Annotated in this window: 18 protein-coding genes and 1 riboswitch; of the genes, 13 read left to right on the plus strand and 5 right to left on the minus strand. The window is 73.4% G+C overall.

Annotated features, from left to right (window positions below):
* Positions 1-276 precede the first annotated feature (276 nt).
* The 3 genes from AC230_RS03840 to AC230_RS31750 are packed head-to-tail and all read left to right on the plus strand — an operon-like array spanning position 277 to position 2,221.
* The gene (locus AC230_RS03840; protein WP_049714476.1) at positions 277-507 is read left to right on the plus strand and encodes a hypothetical protein; all 231 of its coding nucleotides are present in this window, start codon (positions 277-279) and stop codon (positions 505-507) included.
* Positions 504-1,391, plus strand: coding sequence for a hypothetical protein (locus AC230_RS03845; RefSeq protein ID WP_049714477.1), 888 nt, complete (start codon positions 504-506; stop codon positions 1,389-1,391). Before AC230_RS03840 ends, AC230_RS03845 begins: the two co-directional genes overlap by 4 nt.
* Positions 1,388-2,221 (plus strand): hypothetical protein, encoded by an 834-nt coding sequence (locus tag AC230_RS31750; RefSeq protein ID WP_049714478.1) that lies wholly within the window; start codon positions 1,388-1,390, stop codon positions 2,219-2,221. The genes AC230_RS03845 and AC230_RS31750 overlap by 4 nt, the downstream gene beginning before the upstream one ends.
* A gap of 21 nt (positions 2,222-2,242) precedes the next feature.
* Here AC230_RS31750 and AC230_RS03855 read toward each other — a convergent pair whose 3' ends face one another.
* Complete coding sequence (locus AC230_RS03855) at positions 2,243-3,778, minus strand: carboxylesterase/lipase family protein (RefSeq protein WP_049714479.1); 1,536 nt, start codon at positions 3,776-3,778, stop codon at positions 2,243-2,245.
* 215 nt (positions 3,779-3,993) lie between these two features.
* Here AC230_RS03855 and AC230_RS03860 point away from each other — a divergent pair, with 215 nt between their 5' ends.
* Positions 3,994-5,256 (plus strand): VWA domain-containing protein, encoded by a 1,263-nt coding sequence (locus AC230_RS03860; RefSeq protein WP_049714480.1) that lies wholly within the window; start codon positions 3,994-3,996, stop codon positions 5,254-5,256.
* Entirely contained in the window at positions 5,256-5,990 is a 735-nt protein-coding gene (locus AC230_RS03865) for a hypothetical protein (protein ID WP_049714481.1), read from the plus strand. The genes AC230_RS03860 and AC230_RS03865 overlap by 1 nt, the downstream gene beginning before the upstream one ends.
* A 57-nt stretch (positions 5,991-6,047) precedes the next feature.
* On the opposite strand, the gene AC230_RS03870 is transcribed toward AC230_RS03865, so the two are convergent.
* Positions 6,048-6,980, minus strand: coding sequence for a trypsin-like serine peptidase (locus tag AC230_RS03870; RefSeq protein ID WP_049714482.1), 933 nt, complete (start codon positions 6,978-6,980; stop codon positions 6,048-6,050).
* 323 nt (positions 6,981-7,303) lie between these two features.
* Here AC230_RS03870 and AC230_RS03875 point away from each other — a divergent pair, with 323 nt between their 5' ends.
* From AC230_RS03875 to AC230_RS03890, 4 genes are all read left to right on the plus strand, one after another.
* Positions 7,304-7,789 carry a helix-turn-helix domain-containing protein gene (locus AC230_RS03875; protein WP_049714483.1) on the plus strand — a complete coding sequence of 162 codons (486 nt, stop codon included), beginning with the start codon at positions 7,304-7,306 and terminating at the stop codon, positions 7,787-7,789.
* On the plus strand, positions 7,786-8,436 hold the full coding sequence (locus AC230_RS03880; RefSeq protein WP_049714484.1) for a death domain-containing protein: 651 nt from the start codon (positions 7,786-7,788) through the stop codon (positions 8,434-8,436). The genes AC230_RS03875 and AC230_RS03880 overlap by 4 nt, the downstream gene beginning before the upstream one ends.
* Positions 8,429-9,643: an MAB_1171c family putative transporter gene (locus tag AC230_RS03885; protein WP_049715000.1), complete on the plus strand. Its 1,215-nt coding sequence runs from the start codon at positions 8,429-8,431 to the stop codon at positions 9,641-9,643. Before AC230_RS03880 ends, AC230_RS03885 begins: the two co-directional genes overlap by 8 nt.
* Positions 9,644-9,775: 132 nt before the next feature.
* Entirely contained in the window at positions 9,776-10,987 is a 1,212-nt protein-coding gene (locus AC230_RS03890; protein WP_049714485.1) for a cytochrome P450 family protein, read from the plus strand.
* A 157-nt stretch (positions 10,988-11,144) separates the two neighbouring features.
* Here the strand turns inward: AC230_RS03890 and AC230_RS03895 are convergent, their stop codons facing one another.
* Together AC230_RS03895 and AC230_RS03900 are read right to left on the minus strand one after the other, a co-directional pair.
* Entirely contained in the window at positions 11,145-11,726 is a 582-nt protein-coding gene (locus tag AC230_RS03895; RefSeq protein ID WP_049714486.1) for a YIP1 family protein, read from the minus strand.
* 98 nt (positions 11,727-11,824) lie between these two features.
* On the minus strand, positions 11,825-13,321 hold the full coding sequence (locus AC230_RS03900; protein ID WP_049714487.1) for an APC family permease: 1,497 nt from the start codon (positions 13,319-13,321) through the stop codon (positions 11,825-11,827).
* A 152-nt stretch (positions 13,322-13,473) separates the two neighbouring features.
* Positions 13,474-13,703: riboswitch (cobalamin riboswitch) on the plus strand.
* 32 nt (positions 13,704-13,735) lie between these two features.
* Between AC230_RS03900 and nicT the strand changes: the two genes are divergently transcribed.
* The 4 genes from nicT (at position 13,736) to AC230_RS03920 (ending at position 17,715) form a co-directional block, all read left to right on the plus strand.
* Positions 13,736-14,872 carry a Nickel transporter NicT gene (nicT, locus tag AC230_RS03905; protein WP_049715001.1) on the plus strand — a complete coding sequence of 379 codons (1,137 nt, stop codon included), beginning with the start codon at positions 13,736-13,738 and terminating at the stop codon, positions 14,870-14,872.
* Positions 14,873-14,996: 124 nt separating this feature from the next.
* The gene (locus tag AC230_RS03910; RefSeq protein ID WP_049714488.1) at positions 14,997-15,815 is read left to right on the plus strand and encodes a class I SAM-dependent methyltransferase; all 819 of its coding nucleotides are present in this window, start codon (positions 14,997-14,999) and stop codon (positions 15,813-15,815) included.
* 149 nt (positions 15,816-15,964) lie between these two features.
* Positions 15,965-16,816 carry an arylamine N-acetyltransferase family protein gene (locus AC230_RS03915; RefSeq protein WP_049714489.1) on the plus strand — a complete coding sequence of 284 codons (852 nt, stop codon included), beginning with the start codon at positions 15,965-15,967 and terminating at the stop codon, positions 16,814-16,816.
* A 35-nt stretch (positions 16,817-16,851) separates the two neighbouring features.
* A complete protein-coding gene (locus AC230_RS03920; RefSeq protein ID WP_049714490.1) occupies positions 16,852-17,715 on the plus strand; it encodes an Fpg/Nei family DNA glycosylase in 864 nt (287 codons plus the stop codon).
* Between the two features lie 3 nt (positions 17,716-17,718).
* On the opposite strand, the gene AC230_RS03925 is transcribed toward AC230_RS03920, so the two are convergent.
* Positions 17,719-19,161, minus strand: coding sequence for an amino acid permease (locus tag AC230_RS03925; protein WP_049714491.1), 1,443 nt, complete (start codon positions 19,159-19,161; stop codon positions 17,719-17,721).
* Positions 19,162-19,174: the final 13 nt, after the last annotated feature.

Consider the following 19,174-nt stretch of genomic DNA (forward strand, 5'->3'; position numbering starts at 1 on the left):
CGAGGCGCCTCTGTTCCCCAGCATGGAACGACTTCGCCCCCGCGCAAGGAAAAGCGGGAACTTCCCCCCTCAAAGGGTGATCGTGCGGCAGCGTTCGTGGGTTGGGCCGCGGCCTGTGAACCTTCGAACCTTCCTCGCAATGTTCCGTGATTCCCCGATCGCGTGGCGTAGCGGGCGGCGCCCCTCCATGCTGTCGTCCCAACCACCCCGGCGGACGCAACGGCACCGCGCCGCGGGGAACCGGCCTTTCGGACATGCGCAGAGGAAAGGTGCCTGATGGCAAGGAAACAGATGTGGGCGGTCCTCGTCGTGGTGGCGACGGTCCTGGCCTGGAGTCTGGTGATGGTCACCCTCGGCGAGACCGCCGCGATCGCGACCCTTGTGCCCTCGCTCGGACTGCTCGTGCAGCAGATCGTCCAGGCCGCCGCGGCCGGCGCCAGGGCGGGCGGCAGGACGCGGGCCGCCTCGGCGGACGATCCCCGCGACGGCTCCGGGGAAACCCGGTGACGGGCGGAGGCGGGCGGGCCGACGTCGGCGACGATCCGCTGAGCCGGCCGGGCCGCAAACTCGGGCCCATAGCCGACGGCGTGAGCCCCGCGCACCGTGCCTGGCTGGAGCCGGTGCGCGCACGGTACTTCGCCGGTGGCCTGACGGTCAGCGAACTGGCCCGGAAGGCCGGATGGTCGAAGTCCAAGGTCTCCGAACTCCTGCGCGGCGTGGGGCTCTACCCCAGCTGGGAGCTCACCTATGGAGTCCTGCACGTCCTGGGCGTACCCGCCTGGCCGATGCTCCGCCTCTGGCGTGCGGCGGCCTTCGAGGCGCACAAGAAGCCGCAATGGGTGAACGGCTGCGTCGACAGGGTGGTCATCACCGCCGGCTCCCACCTGCCGCCGGTCGACCACCGGGCCTTCGCCGAGATCAACCGCGGCGCGTACACGTCCTACGCCCAGGTCTTCCTCGGCGTCGCCGACTGCGGACGCACCGTCGACGAGGTCTTCGACGTCCTGTGGCTGTGCTGGGAGGAGGCGCTCAGCAGCGCGAACGTGCAGAAGTTCGCCTGGCGGGTCCTGCGCCGCAGCGTCATGGCCCGCGCCGCCCACATCGACGGCCACCCCCAGCTCGGCCCCGCCGCGTTCAACACCGTGGCGCTCCAACAGGCCCCCCCCGGCCGGAAGTTCGCGCAGATCGAGGAGTCCCTGGCCCTCTTCCGGGCCATCGGCCGCCTGCCCGGATTCCAGCTGGACGTCATCGTCTTCCGGTACCTGCGCGGACTGGCGCCCCACCAGGTGGCCGACGTGCTCGGAGTGCCGCACGCCTCCATACGGTCGGCCGAACGCCACGCCAAGCGCTCCTTGACCGCGATCTTCCACCCCGGAGTGAACCACTCGTGACCCCGATCGACGACCTCCTCGCCCGTGCCCTGCTGCGCGACGACCCGCGCCCCCGGCCCGACATCGTCCCCGCCGCCGTACCGCGCCCCCACGACGAGCCGTCCCCCTGGCCCGCCCCGGAAGCGGACGGCCGCCACGGGGCGAACCCGGCGGCCGCGCACGACCTGCGCGCCCTCTGCGAGGCCGTCGTCGCCCACACCGCCAGCACCTCCCTGCGGGACTTCATCACCGAGAAACTCCCCGAGCCCCGGGGAGCCCTCGTGGTCGGCTGCATCCTCCAGCTCAACGACGACGATGACGGCAGTCGCTTCTGGTGGCAGTACGCGTCCGGCGCCGGTGACAACATCGCCACCTACTGCCTCTACCTCCACCACCTCGCCCTCGGCGAACACGACGCCGCCACGTGGTGGCACGACCAGATGCGCGTCACCACGCAGCCGCCCGAGCAGGCCATGACCTTGCGGGACGGGGACGTGCTGCTGACCGATTCGAGCCTCGCCACCGTACTGCGCGTCCTCTGCCGGCTCGTCGGACGGTGGGGCCTCTCCTCCCGGCCGCGTACGGAAGCCGTCGACGCGGTCATGGAGTACGTGCCCGAGGCCGTCGCGGTCGGCTACCTCGACCATCCCGAACTCGAACTCCCGCTGCCGGGACCGCACTTCGCGGAGTGCCTCGCGATCCGGCTCGCCGCCGCCGCGGCCCTCGAGTCCGTGCCCGTCCGTACCGGAACGCGCACTCCCCGCCTCGACCGTCGGCCGGCTCCCGCTCCGGACTTCGTGCGACCGCACCGGGACGAGCTCGCCCACGGAGGTCCCGGCGGGCGCGGATGACCTCCCGGGGGACGCCCGGGGTCATGCCGGCAGCGGCATCGCCGTGAACGCGTGCTCCTCCCACAGCCGCCGCGAGGCCTCCTCCGGATAGGCGGCGACGGCCGGTTGCGATCCGAAGAGGCGTGTGAGGCGGTGCTCCGGGTCGTAGGCGGGCCAGCCGGGGTCGCCGTGGGTGGCGAAGGAGGTCCAGGCGGTGCGCATGGCCGTGGAGAGTTCCTCGGCGGCGGGGGAGGGGTGGCCGTCGAAGAGGGCGGCGGTCCGGCCCCGGCCCATGGTGCCGAAGACCAGCGGGATGTCGAGGCCGTGGCAGGCGCCGAGGGTGCCGCCCATGCCCGGGGCGGGCCAGGTCAGTTCGTAGAGGTGGGCGCGGCCGCCGCCGGTGGTGTGGGCCGTGGCGAGGTGGAGGGTCGGCATGCGGAACAGCCAGTCGGACCTGACCAGTTCGTAGAGCTCCTCCGGGCCGGCGGCGGGGAAGGCGTCGCGGTAGCGGCGGGCGCCGTCGGGGCCGGGGGCGAAGGCGCCGAGTGCGGCCTCCGCCTGATCCGCCGTCACGCGGCCCAGGGTGCCGTCGAGGAGGGAGAGCAGGCGTTGCTCGTCGCGGGTGTGGCCGGTCAGGAGGTCCACGTCGCGGGCGGCGCCGGCGGCCAGGGCCGCCCAGGGGGCGGCGGGCAGGACGTCGCCGTCGACGACGGGGGCGAGCGGGATCGGCGCCCTGCCCGCCCGGCCCCAACGCTCCGCCGACAGCGGCAGCTTGGCCATGACCGCGTCCACGACGGCGGGCAGCCGGCGGGGGTCCACGGCCGCCAGGTCCGCGACCGTGGGCCGCAGCCCCAGTTCGGCGGCGAAGGCGGCGCAGAGGCCGGCGGCGAGCGCCGGGGTGAAGAAGGTGTTCGGCATGGACTGCACGACCGCCCGCCGGAAGAGCCCGGCCGCGCGCGGCATCGCCATCAGCGCGGCGATCGACCCCGCGCCCGCCGACTGCCCGAAGACCGTGACCCGCCCCGGATCGCCCCCGAAGGCGCGGATGGAGTCGCGCACCCACTCCAGCGCCGCCACCTGGTCCAGCAGGCCCCGGTTGGCGGGCGCGCCCTCGATGTGCGCGAAACCCTCCATCCCCACGCGGTAGTTGAACGTCACGACGACGACACCGCCGTCCCGCGCGAGCCGGGCCCCGTCCTGTTCGGGCAGGCCCGACATGCCGACGACGAAGGCCCCGCCGTAGAGCCACACCAGCACGGGCAGGCCGGCCCCCGGGTGCGGCTCGGGCGTCCAGACGTTGACCGTCAGCCAGTCCCGGCCCGCCCCGTCCGGCGTGAGCCCGTCCATGCCCAGGGCGCCGGTCTGCGGCGGCGGGGGGCCGTACGCGACGGCCGGACGCACACCGTCCCAGCTCCGGGCCGGCACCGGCGCGGCGAACCGCAGCGCGCCGACCGGGGGTTCGGCGAAGGGGACGCCGCGGAAGACGGCCACGCCCCCCTCCCGGGCGCCGCGCAGCGCCCCCGCCGCCGTACGGACCTCGGGGCCGGAACCGGCCGGACCCTGTGCGGACGTCGTCATGGCAGCCCCTTCCCCCGGCGGGGAGCAAGCGCGAACACGGTCACCGGCCATCATGGCGCCCACCGGTGCCGGCGGCCAGCGGTCTGCGGCCGCCGGCCCGGCCGTTGCCGCGCCGGGCCGGACGCCCCCGTGACCACCCGTGCGCTCCCGGACGCCCCCGCCGTGCCCCGGCCGCCGTTTTGGGCCCGCCGCCCGTCGGTCACTAGGATCCTCGGATGATCATCACAAGACGGCTGGCGGCGGGAGCCTGTGCTCTGCTCGCCGCACTGGCCGGGGGCGCCGGGCCGGCACAGGCCGCCGACGGGCCCTCGAAGGACTCCCCGAAAGTCGAGCTCGTGCTGGACGTCAGCGGGTCGATGCGCGCCCGCGACATCGACGGCCAGTCCCGCATGGCGGCCGCCCAGCAGGCGTTCAACGAGGTCATCGACGCCGTCCCGCAGGGAGTGCGGCTCGGCATCCGGACGCTGGGCGCCCACTACCCCGGCGACGACAAGGCGATCGGCTGCCGGGACAGCAAGCAGGAGTACCCCGTCGGACAGGTCGACCGCACGGAGGCCAAGGCGGCCGTCGCGGCCCTGCGGCCCACCGGCTGGACGCCCATCGGCTACGCCCTGCGCGGCGCCGACCAGGACCTGGGCACCGACGGCGGTACGCGCCGCATCGTCCTCATCACCGACGGCGAGGACTCCTGCGGCCGGCCCGACCCGTGCGACGTGGCGCGCGAACTCGCCGCCAAGGGCACGCACTTGACGATCGACACGCTCGGCCTGGCGCACGACGACAAGACCCGCGAGCAGCTCAGCTGCATCGCCGAGGCCACCGGCGGCACGTACACCACCGTCCGCCACACCAAGGAGCTGTCCGGCCGCATCAAGCAGCTCGTCCGCCGCTCCGACACGCCCGTGGACGAGGCCCCGAAGCCGGCCAAGGGCGCGAACGAGTGCGCCACCGCGCCCGAGATCGGCGCGGGCGTCTGGACGGACCGCGCGACGTTCGGCGAGCACCGCTGGTACCGGGTGAAGGTCAGGCCCGGCCAGGAGCTGCGCGCCGCCGCGAGCGTGGCCGCCGACCGGCAGGTCGACCGCGACTACGGCGTCCTGGTGAGAGCCGTCGGCGAGAACGGCCAGGAGCTGGTACGGGGTTCGGACGCGGGCAGCGGACGCACCGACGTGATGGCCTCCGGTCTGCGCTACCCGGTGGGCAAGGCGAGGAAGGGCGACGACAGGGACGCCAGGAGCGTCTGCCTGGAGGTCTCCAGCTCCTTCTCCGCCCCGGCGAACGTAAAGCGCGACCCGGGCCTGCCCGTCGAGCTGGCCGTCGACCTGGCCGACGCCCCGGACAAGCCCTCCGACCTGGCGGCCTTCGGCCTCGGCCGGGGCTGGGTGCTCCTCGCCGTACTCGGCGTGACCGGACTGGTCGCGGGCCTGCTGTGGGGCTGGCTGGCGCGCTGGCGCGTCGCCGTCCGGAGGGAGAACTGATGCGCTTCCGAAGGGCTTTGACCGCCGGGCTCCTCGCCGCCACCGCGCTGTTCTCCGGCGCCGGAGCGGCCACGGCCGGCACCACCGGCAAGGACGGCGACCCCACGGAGGCGGGCACCGGCTTCCGCACCGCCACCGCCGTCAAGCAGGACCAGAAGGCCACCGCCGACGCCTCCACCGGTGACTACCTCTACTGGCAGTTCCCGGCGGGCGCGGGCCAACGCCCCACTGCCAGGGCCACGGTGAGGCTGCCGGAGGCGAACGCCCGGCACGGCGCGGCCACCTGGCGGCTGGACGTCTTCGACGGGCTGCGCCGCCGCCAGGCGTGCGCCGAGGGCGAGCCGACGAGGAAGGCCGGGCCGCAGGACTCCACCATCACCCTGACCTGCACCCTGCGCGTCGTCCGCCCGTACGCCGAGCGCTGGTCCGACGACCCGCTGCCGGGCGCCTATTACCTCCGCCTCACCGTCGTCGACGGCCCTGACCAGGACATGGGCCTGCCCGTCCACGCCGAGGTGGAGGCGACCGCCGAGGACGCCGGCGGCAAGTACGCCGAGGGTGGCGAGCTGGGCGCCCCGCTGCACGCCGGAGCCGTCTCCGAGCCGGAGGGCGGCTGGACGGGCGGCTGGTGGTCGGACCGCTGGCTGTGGACCGTGGGCGGCGCCGTGCTCGGCGCCCTCCTGGCCATCGGCGGATACACCCTCACCCGCCACCCGCACCGCTTCTCGCGCTAGCCGCCGCCGCGGACCGAAGGCCCCCGGATCCCGGGGGCCTTCGCGCTTCCCGGAGGTTCAGCGGCCCGCGGGCGCCGCCCCGTGCACCGCGTCCACGTAGAGGTCCAGCAGGTCCTCGGTGAAGTACGAGCTGTAGGAGATGTCCGGGGTGTCGCCGCCGGTGTGGTAGCCCCCGATCACCCCGATCACGGAGTACCCGCTCCCCGCACGCACCAGGAACGGCCCGCCGGACGTGCCGCCGACGAAGCCGGCGCAGGGGATCTCCAGGAAGTCGCCGGGCGCCTTGGGGTCGGTGCTGGTGTAACGCCGCGTCGCGGAGCGGCAGTCGATCGGCTTGGGGTACTTGGCGTCGCTGCTGCCGGGGTAGCCGACGAGCCGTACGTCCCGGTGCGTATAGCCCGGGTGGAAGGCCAGGCCGAAACCGCCGACGGCCCGTTCGACCGGCGTGCCGTCCTCCCGGTCGCCGAGCCGTACCACCGTGTAGTCCCAGCGCGCCCCGCCGTCCGTGCCCAGGTCGTAGTAGCGCTGGTCGATGTAGATGTCCTCGACGGGGAAGACGCCGTGCGGCTTGAGGCCGTCGTGGTACTGCGGCACGAACGACAGCCGCTTCTTCGGGTCCGGCCGGCGCAGACAGTGCGCGGCGCTGACGACCAGGTCGCGGTAGGGGCTGCGGACGACCGTTCCGCCGCAGAAGCGGCCCTTGTTCTGCCCGTCGGTCCAGAAGAACGTCCCCACCTGGGGGAGTCCGTCGAAGGGGCGGCTCGGCGGCACGGCACGGGCCGCCGGGCCGCCGGCGGCCGCCGTACGGCGCCCGGCCTCCGCCGGAAGGGCCTCCGTCATGCGCTCCGCCGTCCAGTAGGCGTCCGCCGCGCGCGCCAGCGCGCGCTCCCCGGGATCGGCGGCGGCGGGCGGCGCGGGAGCGACGGGCGCGAGGGTCGCGAGGCCCAGGAGAAGGGTGACGAGGCCGGTTGCGGCGAGGGATCTGCGCATGAGCGTTCCTCTCCGGTGCTCGGGGCGCGTATTGAGGTGAGCGTGCCATCGTCCTACGGACGGGAGAGGTGTGGAGAGAGCCGGACGCGACAGGATTCACCAGGACGCCGGATTCCGGCGACGGCACCCACGGGCCGTCGGCCACTGGCCGGAAAACGCTCTTCCGAAGAGGCATCAACTCCTGGTTAAGTCATTGCCTGCTCGTAACCGGAATCCGACTGGTGCCGCGTGGCGGTGCGTGACAGGATTCCCCACGCGGCCGCCCCGGGCTTAACCAGCCGTGAGGCGACCACGCGGAGGCCGCACGGAGAACGGGGGCGCTGATGGGGACCAGGGGGGACGGACCGGCGGACGACGCCGGCAACGCGCTCGCGGTGCGGCTCAACTACCTCTTCGCGAACATGCATCCACCCGGGGCGCCCTACACCAACGCACACGTCGCCGAGGAGATCGGCAGATGCAAGGAGGAGTACGGCGGCGTCACCGTCACCGAGCAGTACCTGTCGATGCTGCGCAACGGCAAGCGGACCAACCCCAGCCCCGACGTGCTGCGGGCCCTGGCCAAGTTCTTCGCCGTGCCCGTGTGTTACCTGATGGGCGGCCTGTCCGACTCGCAGGCCGCCCGCGTCGAGGACGAGGTGCGGTTCCTGGCCGCCATGCGCGACCAGCGCGTCCGCTCCATCGCCCTGCGGTCGGTCGGCCTGCCCCCCGAGGTGCAGGACAGCCTGTCCGCGATCATCTGTCAGTTCCGGCAGCAGATGAACCTGCCGACCGACGCGCCCGGGGAGGGCGGTGAGGAACGCCCGTGACCGTCGTGGCGGACGACCGGCTCTTCACCTACTGGCGGCGCGTCGAGGACGCCGACGACAAGGACGGTGCAGGCATGCGGGTGGCGCGGATACGCCGGCGCTGCGGGCAGCTCATCGACGAGCTCGCCCTGCCGCCGCGCACCGGCCTGCCCGCCCTGTGCGAGGCCGTCGCCCGCCGCGTGGGCCGGCCCATCCACCTGGTGCCCATGCCGCTGGACGGCGTCGTCTCCGGCATGACCGCCACCACCGACGACGCCTACTGGATCGTCCACGAGGTGCGCACCTCGCCCTGGCACCAGGCGCACATCGTCCTCCACGAACTCGGCCACCTGCTGCTCGGCCACGACCAGGACCCCACCGTCACCGAGAACGCCCTCAAGGTCTGGACGCCCTCCGTCGACGTCGCCACCGCCATGCGCCGCATGGGCCTGGCCATGGGCGTCGCCCGCCACCACTGCTACGACGACCTCACCGAGCGCGAGACCGAGGTCCTCGCCACGCTCCTGATGGAGAAGGTCGTCCCGCCGCCCCCCGGCGGGAACCGGCCGCTGGAGGGCCCGGCCGCGGCGCTGGCCGCCGCCCTCGGCCCCGCGCTCGAACACGTCCGCCGGGCCCGCGCGGACGGGGAGGGCGGTGGCGGTGTTTGACGTCCTCTATCTGACGCTCTCGGCCGTCACCTGGGCCATCGTCGGCTACAAGGCCCGCGCCTGGTTCCGCGACCGCGGCAACGTCGACCTCGGGCTCACCGCCCTGATGACCGCCGGCGTGCCCGTCATCTTCCTGTTCTCCGCACCCCGCGTCTACCGCGCCTTCGACCGGCTGACGGGCGTGGCCAACCTCGCGATGGTCCTCCTCTACTCGGCCGTCGTCCTCTTCGCCGCCGGCGCCACCGTGCTGCTGCTGCGCTGGACCAGCCGCGGCGACCGGGCCGCCCACGCCCGCGCCGTCGCCCGCTCCCGCCGGGCCGTGGCCGTCCTCGCCGCCGCCTGGACGGCCGCGATCGTCTGCTTCGCCCTCGGCCGCCCCGACTCCGTCGAGCACCCCAGGGACTTCAGCACCACCTACGCCCACGCGCCCGGCGTCGTCGCCTTCCTCACCCTCTACCTGGCCATCTTCGGCGCCAGTCTCGCCGGGCTCGGCGTCCTGTGCCCGCGCTACGCGGCCACCCTCGGCCCCTCCTGGCTCTCCCGGGGGCTGCGGACGCTCGCCGCGGGCTGCTGGCTCGGCCTGCTGTACTGCGCCTGCAAGCTGGCCGGCTTCCTGCTGACCTGGTCGGGCCGGGACGCCTCCTGGCTCTCCAACTACCTCGCCCCGATGAGCGCTTCGGTCGCCGCGCTCCTCGTCCTCCTCGGCTTCTCGCTCCCCGCCGTCGGCCCCCGCGCCGCCGCCTGGCGCCGCCTGCGCCGGCTGCACCCGCTCTGGCGCGAGGTCACCGCCCAGGTCCCCGAGGTCACCATCGGCGGCCCCCGCTGGACGGGCCGCTGGCCGCTGGCCGACCTGGAGTGGCGGGCCAACCGGCAGATGGCCGAGATCCGCGATGTCCAGCGCGGCGTCCGGCGGCACGTCGAGCCCGCGGCCCTGGACATCGCCCGCCGCCGCGCGGACGCCGCCGGCCTCGGCGCGCCCCGCGCCGCGGCCGTCGTCGAGGCGGCGGCGCTGCGCCGCGGCCTGGCGAACCGGTTCGCCGGCCACCTGCCCGATCCGCACGCGGACAGCGTGGTGGTGACCGTGGGCACCGACCTGGCGGCCGAGCACGAGCACCTGGCGCTCGTGGCGGACGTCTTCCACGACCGGCTGGTCGACTCCGTGCTCGACGAGCTGCGGACGGCCGGCACGGCCCGCGCACCCGGCTGAGGCGCGGGCCCCACGAACGAGGCGGCCATGGACGGGGGTCACGGCCGCCCGCGGCGCCGGGCGGCGCCGGGACCGTACGTACGCGTACGGGAACCGGTGCCGCCCGCGCCGGTTCCTCCCTAAGGTCGAAGCATGCAACCCATCGACGCAGCAACGATCGTCGCCGATCCGCACGGCACCTACGCCGCGCTGCGGGAGGCCGGCCCCGTCCACCGCGTCCCCGGCGCGGACGGCAAACCCGCCTGGCTGGTGACCCGTTACGAGGACGTGCGCGCGGCCCTCGCCGACCCCCGGCTCTCCCTCGACAAGCGCCACGCCGCGCCCGGGAACTACTCCGGGATGTCCCTGCCGCCGGCGCTGGACGCCAACCTCCTCAACATGGACCCGCCGGACCACACGCGCATCCGCCGCCTGGTGGTCAAGGCGTTCACGCCGGGGCGGGTGGAGAAGCTGCGCGAGCCGGTGCGGCGGGCGGCGGACGCGCTGCTGGACGGGCTCGGGCCCGAGGCGGACCTGATCTCCGCGTACGCGGGCCCCCTCCCGATCACGGTGATGTGCGACCTCCTCGGCGTCCCCGGCGACGACCGCCCCGACTTCCGCTCCTGGACGGACGCGCTGGTCGCCCCCGATCCGGCGCGCCCGGAGGCGGCGAGGGAGGCGGTGGGGCACCTGATCGGCTTCCTGTCCCGGCTGCTGGCCGCGAAGCGTGCCGAGCCCGGCGACGACCTCCTCTCCGACCTCATCGCCGTCCGCGACGACGAGGGCGACGCCGCGGGGGGCCGGCTCTCGGAGGACGAGCTGATGTCGCTCGCCTTCCTCCTCCTCTTCGGCGGCTACGAGAACGTCGTCCACCTCATCGGCAACACGGTCCTGGCCCTGCTGGAGCGTCCCGGACTCGCCGCGGAGCTGCGAAAGGATCCGGACGGTCTTCCGGGCCTGGTGGAGGAGGTCAACCGCTGGGACGGGCCCGTTCCGCTGGCCATCCGGCGCTTCCCGCTCCAGGACGTCGAGATCGGCGGCGTCACCGTGCCGGCCGGCGAGACGGTCCTCCTCTCCCTGGCCTCCGCCAACCGCGATCCCCGCCGCTTTCCCGACCCCGACCGCCTTGACCTGCGGCGCGGCGCCTCCGGCCATCTCTCGCTCGGTCACGGCATCCACTACTGCCTCGGTGCCGCCCTCGGCCGCATGGAGGCCGAAACGGCCGTCGCCGCACTCCTGTCCCGCTGCCAAGAACTGGAACTGGCTGTTCCGGTCGCCGATCTGACGTGGCGTCCGACCATGCGGTCGCGTGGCTTGATTTCGCTGCCCGTGCGCTGCGTTCCGTCAAGACGAACAGGTTTTTGATGCATGACCCATCCGTGATGAGGTAGAAAAGACATCGAGCCCGCCCGGTGTGCATCCCCCGTCGCACCGGGCGGGCCTTTCGTCTGTCGGGAGGCGTGCGGCGCGCGCTGCCGTACGGGGCGGCGCGGTCCGGGTCCGGGGGCGGAACGCCCGTCCCTCACCCGCTCCCCGGCGGGAACTTCAGCAGCGTCACCGCCGCGATCATCTGGATGCTCACCGAGGCGACCGCCTTGCGCGTCGGCAGGTGGTGCTGGCCACGGATCAGCAGCGTGGCCAGGGCGCAGCCGAAGGCCGTCGTCACGGAGGCCGCCGCGCGGACGGGAACGGAGCCGGCCGGGAGCCAGACGTCGAGGACCAGGCGGGGCAGGTCCGTCGCCCAGAAGACGAGGACGAAGAGGCTGGCCGTCGGGCCGAGGCGGCCGTTGCCGCCGAGGCGGCGGGCGATGGCGTGGGTCACCAGGCCCAGCAGGACGCTGGCGAGCAGCACGGCGGCGGAGCCGATGGCCATCGCCTGGAGGGCGAGGGACGGGTCCACGTCCCACTGCGCCCAGAAGGAGTCCTTGGCCAGGGTGCCCAGCGCCCCGCACAGCAGGCACAGGAACATGGCGGCTCCCCAGACGCTCCGGTCCCGGGCTTCGTCGAGGACCTCGACGGGCCGGTACCAGAGCCCGAGTATGAGCCGGTGCCAGAAGAGCCGGCGGGGTTCCGCGCTGGGTGCGGTCGTGGTGGTCAGGGGCATGGATGCCGTTCTATCACCGTACGGGGCGGAGGCCCGAGTCCGGGTCGCCGGGCGGAGGTGCAGGCGTGCGGCCGGATGTCAAGGGGCCGGACGGACCGTCAGGCGGGCGTCGGCTCCACGGGACCGGCCCCGGCGTCGGGCTCGGGGGCCGGGTCGCCGGCGTCCCGCTCCAGGAACTCCTCGCGGATCTCGCGGGGCCCGAAGGGCCAGATCCGCTCGTAGCGCGCCCAGCCGAGGAACGCGACGCAGCCCGCCGCGAACCAGGCGAGCGACCACTCGATGGGGTGCCGCCCCGGGGAATTGCGGTCCGCGTAGCCGTAGATGACGAGCCAGCCGACGAGCGCCACCAGACTCGGCAGCGGATAGAGCCACATCCGGTACGGGCGGCGCAGCCGGGGCTGGCGGCGGCGCAGCACGGTGACGGCGGCGATCTGGCCGAGCGCCTGCACCAGGACCATGACGGTGGTCAACAGCTGGATGAGCGTGGCCAGATCGGTGTGACGGCCGATCAGGAAGCCGGCGCAGCCGATCGCCCCCATGGTCAGCAGTCCGAGGACCGGGAAGCGGTGCCGCGGGTGCAGGGTGCCGAAGGGGCGGAAGAAGACCTTCTCCCGGGCCGCGTTGTAGGGGATGCGGGAGGCGCCGAGGAGTCCGGTGAAGACGGAGGCGACGGCGGTGACGAGGATGAGGACGGTGACGGCGTCGGCGGCGCCCTTGCCCCAGGTCTTCTCCATGACCGCCGAAGCGACCGAGGTGGAGGCGATGTTGCCGGGGTCGAGCATGTCGTGCCAGTCGACGACGCCGAGCGTGCCCACCTGGAGGAGCAGGTAGATCGTCATGATGCCGAGGATGGACCAGATGATGGAGCGGGGCAGGTTGCGCCCGGGGTTCTTGATCTCGGCGCCCATGTAGGCCGTGGTCCAGTAGCCGCCGTAGTCGTAGATGCCGATGGTCAGGCCCGCCGCGAAGCCGGTCCAGAAGTGGTCGGAGCCCGGCTCGAAGGCGTGCGCGGGGTAGGTGAAGGCACGGTCGGGGCTGAAGTGGGTGTAGGCGGCGACGATGACGAGGGCGACGGCCGCGATCATCACGCACCACATGACGGCGTTGATCCGGGCCAGCTTCTCCACCCGTCCCCACAGCAGCGCGACGACGAGCACGATGAGGGCGAGCCCGGTGAGGTCGCCCTCCAACTGGCCCATGCCGGGCCGGAGGTAGCCGAGGTACTGGATGAAGCCCATGACGCCGCTGGCCATGCCGAGCGGCAGGTAGAGCATCGACGTCCACACGAAGAGGAACGGCATCAGCCTGCCGGTCCGGTACTGGAACGCCTCGCGCAGATAGACGTAACTGCCGCCCGCGCCGGGCATGGCGGCCCCCAGCTCGGCCCACACCAGCCCGTCGGCGAGCGCGAGCACGGCCCCGGCGAGGAAGCCGATGACGGCCTGCGGGCCGCCGAAGGCCGCCACCATGAGCGGGATGGTGACGAACGGCCCGATGCCGCACATCTGGCTCATGTTGATGGCCGTCGCCTGGAAGAGCCCGATCCGGCGGACGAATCCGGCCTGCCCGTCCGGCTCGTTCGCTCCGTCTGCCATGGCGGTGCCTGCCTCTCGTAGCCCGGTGGGTGCGGTGACTGTGGCTCCGGCGCGAGCGCCGAGTCAAGACTCGTGCGCGGCGGGTCGCGGGCGCGCGCCGAAACAGGAACATGACAATCACCACTCCCGCCGCTCCGGCCCGCGACGTGCCGTTAGAGTGGCCCGGCCGTGGTGTTCGGGAAGACCGGTGCGGAGCCCCTGGCTCCGATTCCGGCGCGGCCCTCGCCACTGTGATCGGGGAGTTACCGTCCCGTTCCGCGCGTCCGAACGGGATCCCCCGCCGGGCCGCGCGGAGCCACTGGCCGCAGCCGGCTGCCGGGAAGGCAGGGACGGGCGCGACGGACCCGTCAGCCAGGAGACCGGCCACGGCATCTCACGAACGGATTCCACGAGGTGCTGGAGCGTGACCCGCACATGACCCTGCCCACCGACGTCCCCAGCGGCACCGCCACCGCCGCCCGGACGCCCTCCTTCCGCTGGCGCCGCGAGGACACCGTCAGAACGGCCGGCCTCCTGGCCGTCATCGCCGCCCTGCACGTCGTCGCCTTCGGCGTCCTCTTCCTGCTCGTCGTGCCGAACCACTACGAAGTGGGCTCCAAGGTCTACGGCGTCGGCCTCGGCGTCACCGCCTACACCCTCGGCATGCGGCACGCCTTCGACGCCGACCACATCGCCGCGATCGACAACACCACCCGCAAGCTGATGGCGGACGGCAAGCGCCCGGTCTCCGTCGGCTTCTGGTTCGCGCTCGGCCACTCCAGCGTGGTCGTCGTCATGGCCGCCCTCGTCTCGGGCGGCACGCGGCTCGCCGGCACGCTGATGGACGAGGACTCCACCGCCCACCAGACCCTCGGCGTGGTCGGCACCTCCGTCTCCGGCGGCTTCCTCTACCTCATCGCCGCGCTCAACCTCGTCGCCCTCGCCGGCATCACCCGGATCTTCCGCGCCCTGCGCGACGGCCGCTACGACGAGCGGGAGCTGGAACGGCAGCTCGACTCCCGCGGGTTCATGAACCGCATCCTCGGCCGCTTCACCAACTCCATCAGCCGGCCCGGCCAGATGTACCCGCTCGGCTTCCTCTTCGGCCTCGGCTTCGACACCGCGACCGAGGTCACCCTGATGGTGATGGCCGGCTCCGGCGCCGCCGCGGGCCTGCCCTGGTACGCGATCCTCTGCCTGCCGCTGCTCTTCGCCGCCGGCATGAGCCTCTTCGACACCCTCGACGGCACGTTCATGAACTTCGCCTACCAGTGGGCGTTCTCCAACCCCGTGCGCAAGGTCTACTACAACCTCACCATCACCGGCCTGTCCATCGCCGTCGCCTTCCTCATCGGCACCATCGAACTGGTCGGCGTCCTCCACGAGAAGCTCGGCCTGGACGACCCCGTGAGCACCTGGATCGCCGGACTCGACCTCGACAACGTCGGCTTCGTCATCGTCGGCCTCTTCGTGGTCGTCTGGGCCGTGGCCCTGGCGTACTGGCGCCTCGCCAAGGTGGAGCAGCGGTGGGCCGCGCGGTCACCGGCGGCCGGGGTGCCCGCCGAGGGCTGAGCGCACACCGCCGCGGGCGGTCCGGGCACCCGGCCCCGTCCGGCTCACCCCCGAACCGCCCGCACCCGACGGGCCCTTGCCGAACGACGGCCGGGCACACCCCCGGTGGCGCTACCGTGAACCCATGGAGCGCGAGAAAGTCACCCTCACCGGTGCCCCCGAGACCATGCTCGCCACCCTCTACGGCCGGGCGCTCGACAGCCGTTCGCCGCGTTCGCTGCTCCACGACGACACGGCGTACCGCACGGTCCGGCGGATCGACTACGACTTCGCCCACGCCGGGATCTCCACCGCGAACGCCGTCCAGATCGCCCTGCGCGGCAGGCAGTTCGACGACTGGACCGAGGCGTTCACCGTACGGCACCCCGAGGCCACCGTGCTCCACCTGGCCTGCGGACTCGACAGCCGCGTCCACCGCCTCGCGCCCCCGCCGGCCGTCCGCTGGATCGACGTCGACCACCCGGCCGTCGTCGCACTCCGCCGGCGGCTGCTCCCAGCCCCCGAGGGCGACTACCGGCTCGTCGGCACGTCGGTGACCGAGGACGGCTGGCTGGAGGAGCTGCCCGCCGACAGACCGACGGCGGTGGTCTTCGAGGGGCTCTCGATGTACCTCCGGGAGGAGGAGGGCCTGCGCCTGATCCGCCGGATCACCGGGCACTTCCCCGGCGGCGAGCTGATCTTCGACGCCTTCGGCCCGCTGGGCATCCGCGCGCAGCACCTCATCCCCGCCGTGCGGAACGCGGGGGCCACGCTCCACTGGGCCGTCGACGACCCCCGCCGGATCGAGGCCCAGCGCGAGGGCGTGCAGCTGCTGGAGGCGCGGCGCGCCCACGAGCTGGGCGGCATCGACGGCCTCTCGGCGCGGCACCGCTGCTACGCCTGGCTGCTGGGCAGGACGCCCCGGGTGCGGAACGCCTGGCGGATCATGCGCTTCCGCTACTGATTTCCGGCCGCGATCCGGAAGACGATCTTGGCGTGTTGCGACCCCGGACCCAGGGCCAGGAAGTGAGGGCGGAAGCGACTCCGGGTAGAGGCCGGACGGGCCGTGCACCCCTTACCGTGATCGGGAACGACCGCACGTAAGGAGCCGAGATGCAGAGGGACCGTGGCCACGGATGGGACGGCGAACTGCTCGACCTGGACGCCTATCTGGCGCGCGTCGGGTACGACGGGGAGCGGGCGCCGACGCTCGCCGCGCTGCGGGGGCTGCATCGTGCGCACGTCACCTCCATACCCTTCGAGAACTTCGCCGCGGTGCTCGGCGAGCCGGTCGCCCTCGACCTGCCCTCCCTCCAGGAGAAGCTCGTGCGCGGCCGCCGCGGCGGCTACTGCTTCGAGCACGCCGTCCTCTTCGCCGCCGCGCTCGAACGCCTCGGCTTCGGGGCGACCGGGCTGAGCGGCCGCGTCACCCTCGGCGCCGGCACGGCCAACCCGCAGACCCACGCCCTGCTGGCCGTCCGGGCCGCCGACGACGAGCGGCTGTGGCTCTGCGACGTCGGCTTCGGCAGCGGCCCCCTGGAGCCGGTGGAGATCCGGGACGGCGCGGAGGCGGACTTCGACGGCTGGCGGTTCCGCATGGAGCGCCGCACGGGCGCGCTCGGCGCCGACGAGTGGTGGCTGCACCAGCGCAAGGAGGGCCGCTGGCAGGACCGCCACACCTTCGCCCTGACCCCGGCCTCCCCCAAGGACTGGCTGATGGGCAGCCACTACGTCGCCACCCACCCGCGCTCGCCGTTCGTACGGCGCCTGTACGCCCAGACGTTCTGCGCCGCCCGCCACCAGGCGCTCGACGCGACGACCTGGACGACGTACCTGCCCGACGGCACCGCCACCGAGCGCAAGATCGAGGCGGACGCGCTGGGCCGGGTGCTGGCGGAGGAGTTCGGGATCGAGCTGGACGCCGCCTCCCTGGCCCGGCTGCGGGACGGCCTCGACTCGGCCTGAGTTGCCGCCCCGGCCCCCGCCGTCACACTGGAACCATGCCCGAGCTGCCGGAAGTGGAGGCGCTGGCCGGGTTCCTGGCCGGGCGGCTCGCCGGCCGGACGGTCGAGCGGGTGCTCCCGGTCGCGATCAGCGTGCTCAAGACGTACGATCCGCCGCTGTCCGCCCTGGAGGGGCGGACGGTGACGGACGTCCGCCGGCACGGCAAGTTCCTCGACATCACGACGGACGGCGGGCCGCACCTCGTCCTCCACCTCGCCCGCGCCGGCTGGGTGCGCTGGCGCGACACCCTGCCCGCCGCGCCCCCGCGCCCCGGCAAGGGGCCGCTGGCGCTGCGGGTGCGCCTGACGGACGGCGCCGGCCTCGACCTCACCGAGGCCGGCACGCAGAAGCGCCTGGCCGCCCACTGCGTCCTCGACCCCGCCGACGTGCCGGGCGTCGCCGCCCTCGGCCCGGACCCGCTCTCCGCCGCCTTCACCCGCGAGGCGTTCGCCGCCCTCCTGAAGGGCGAACACCGCCGTATCAAGGGCGTGTTGCGCGACCAGTCCGTCGTCGCCGGCATCGGCAACGCCTACTCGGACGAGATCCTGCACGCCGCCCGCACGTCCCCCTTCGCCCTGGCCGACGGCCTCTCCGACGAGCAGGCCGCCGTCCTGTACGAGGCGCTGCGCTCCACGCTCGCCGAGGCCGTGGAACGCGCACGCGGCCGCGCCGCCGACGAACTCAAGGACGAGAAGCGGTCCGGGATGCGCGTGCACGGCCGCACGGGCGAGCCCTGCCCGGTCTGCGGCGACGTGATCCGCGAAGTGGCCTACCACGACTCGTCGTTGCAGTACTGCGCCCACTGCCAGACGGGCGGGAAGGTCCTCGCGGACCGGCGCCTGTCGCGGCTGCTGAAGTAGCCCTCAGTCGCGCGGCATCCCGCGCGCGTCGGCGTGCGCCAGCTCCGAGTGCCGGTACGAGTACGAGAAGTAGACCGCCAGCCCGATCACGAACCACACCGCGAAGCGCACCCACGTCTGCCACGCCAGATAGGTGATCAGCCAGACCGACGCGACGACGCCGACGCCCGGGACGAACGGGACCGCCGGGCAGCGGAAGGAGCGCGGCAGTCCGGGACGCCGGTAGCGCAGGACGATCACGGCGGTGCACACGACGGCGAAGGCCAGGAGGATGCCGATGTTGGTCAGTTCGGCGGCCTCGCCGATGGGCACCAGGCCCGCGATCGCCGCCGAGGCGACGCCCACGATCCACGTCACCCGCGTCGGCACGTGCCGCGTCGGGTGCGTGTGCGCGAACCACTTCGGCAGCAGCCCGTCCCGCGACATGGCGAACCACACCCGGGTCACGCCCAGCATGAACGTGAACATCACCGTCAGGATGCCGATGATCGCGCCCACCGCGACCACGTCCGCGATCCCGCCCAGCCCCACGGACTTGAACGCCGTGGAGAAACCGCTCGCCTTGTCGATGCCCTGGTAGTTCTGCATCCCGGTCAGGACGAGGCACGCCAGGACGTAGAGGACCATCGAGACGCCGAGGGAGTACATGATGGCCCTCGGCATGTGGCGCTGGGCGTCCTTCGACTCCTCGGCGGCCGTGCTCATGGCGTCGTAGCCGAAGACGGCGAAAAAGACCGTCGCCGCGCCCGTGAACGCCCCGCTCACGCCGAACGGGAAGAAGGGGTGGTAGTTGGCGGTCCTGATGTGGAAGAAGCCGACGGCCACGACCAGCAGCACCACCACGACCTTGAGGACGACGACGATCGTCTCGAAGCGGGCCGCGCTCCTGATGCCCAGCGTCAGCAGATACGCGATGAGCAGGCACAGCACCGCCGCGAAGAGGTCCACACGGTGCCCGTCGCCCGTGCCGGGCGCGCCGAGCATCCAGTGCGGCAGGTCGGCCCCGGTCTCCCGCACCAGGAAGTTGACGTAGCCGGAGATGCCGATGGCGACGACGGAGACGATCGCCGTGTACTCCAGCAGCAGGTCCCAGCCGATGAACCAGCCGCCGATCTCGCCGAGGACCGCGTACCCGTAGGTGTAGGCGGAGCCGGCGCGCGGGATCAGGCCGGCGAACTCGGCGTACGAGAAGGCCGCCGCCGCGCTCGCGACCCCCGCGATGAGGAACGAGACGAGCACCGCCGGACCGGCCACGCCGTTGGCGATGGTGCCCGCGAGGCTGAAGATGCCGGCGCCGATGATGCCGCCGACGCCGATCGCGGTGAGCTGCCACAGCCCGAGGGTGCGCGTGAGGTGCTCGCCGTGCGCCTCGGCCGTCTCCGCCTCCTCGATGGTCTCGATCGGCTTGCGGCGCAGGATGCCCTGTCCTGCCCGGAGTCCGGCCATGGCCGTGTCCTCT

This window comes from Streptomyces caatingaensis (assembly GCF_001187435.1).
Taxonomy (GTDB): Bacteria; Actinomycetota; Actinomycetes; order Streptomycetales; family Streptomycetaceae; genus Streptomyces; species Streptomyces caatingaensis.

What these genes read in the sequence shown, in the direction of transcription:
- AC230_RS03910 (WP_049714488.1), top strand. Translation starts at nt 14,997, where the DNA reads ATGGAGCGCGAGAAAGTCACCCTCACCGGTGCCCCCGAGACCATGCTC.
- AC230_RS03840 (WP_049714476.1), top strand. Translation starts at nt 277, where the DNA reads ATGGCAAGGAAACAGATGTGGGCGGTCCTCGTCGTGGTGGCGACGGTC.
- AC230_RS03870 (WP_049714482.1), bottom strand. Translation starts at nt 6,980, where the DNA reads ATGCGCAGATCCCTCGCCGCAACCGGCCTCGTCACCCTTCTCCTGGGC.
- AC230_RS03920 (WP_049714490.1), top strand. Translation starts at nt 16,852, where the DNA reads ATGCCCGAGCTGCCGGAAGTGGAGGCGCTGGCCGGGTTCCTGGCCGGG.
- AC230_RS03925 (WP_049714491.1), bottom strand. Translation starts at nt 19,161, where the DNA reads ATGGCCGGACTCCGGGCAGGACAGGGCATCCTGCGCCGCAAGCCGATC.
- AC230_RS03875 (WP_049714483.1), top strand. Translation starts at nt 7,304, where the DNA reads ATGGGGACCAGGGGGGACGGACCGGCGGACGACGCCGGCAACGCGCTC.
- AC230_RS03855 (WP_049714479.1), bottom strand. Translation starts at nt 3,778, where the DNA reads ATGACGACGTCCGCACAGGGTCCGGCCGGTTCCGGCCCCGAGGTCCGT.
- AC230_RS03890 (WP_049714485.1), top strand. Translation starts at nt 9,776, where the DNA reads ATGCAACCCATCGACGCAGCAACGATCGTCGCCGATCCGCACGGCACC.
- AC230_RS03895 (WP_049714486.1), bottom strand. Translation starts at nt 11,726, where the DNA reads ATGCCCCTGACCACCACGACCGCACCCAGCGCGGAACCCCGCCGGCTC.
- AC230_RS03865 (WP_049714481.1), top strand. Translation starts at nt 5,256, where the DNA reads ATGCGCTTCCGAAGGGCTTTGACCGCCGGGCTCCTCGCCGCCACCGCG.
- nicT (WP_049715001.1), top strand. Translation starts at nt 13,736, where the DNA reads ATGACCCTGCCCACCGACGTCCCCAGCGGCACCGCCACCGCCGCCCGG.
- AC230_RS03860 (WP_049714480.1), top strand. Translation starts at nt 3,994, where the DNA reads ATGATCATCACAAGACGGCTGGCGGCGGGAGCCTGTGCTCTGCTCGCC.
- AC230_RS03900 (WP_049714487.1), bottom strand. Translation starts at nt 13,321, where the DNA reads ATGGCAGACGGAGCGAACGAGCCGGACGGGCAGGCCGGATTCGTCCGC.
- AC230_RS03915 (WP_049714489.1), top strand. Translation starts at nt 15,965, where the DNA reads ATGCAGAGGGACCGTGGCCACGGATGGGACGGCGAACTGCTCGACCTG.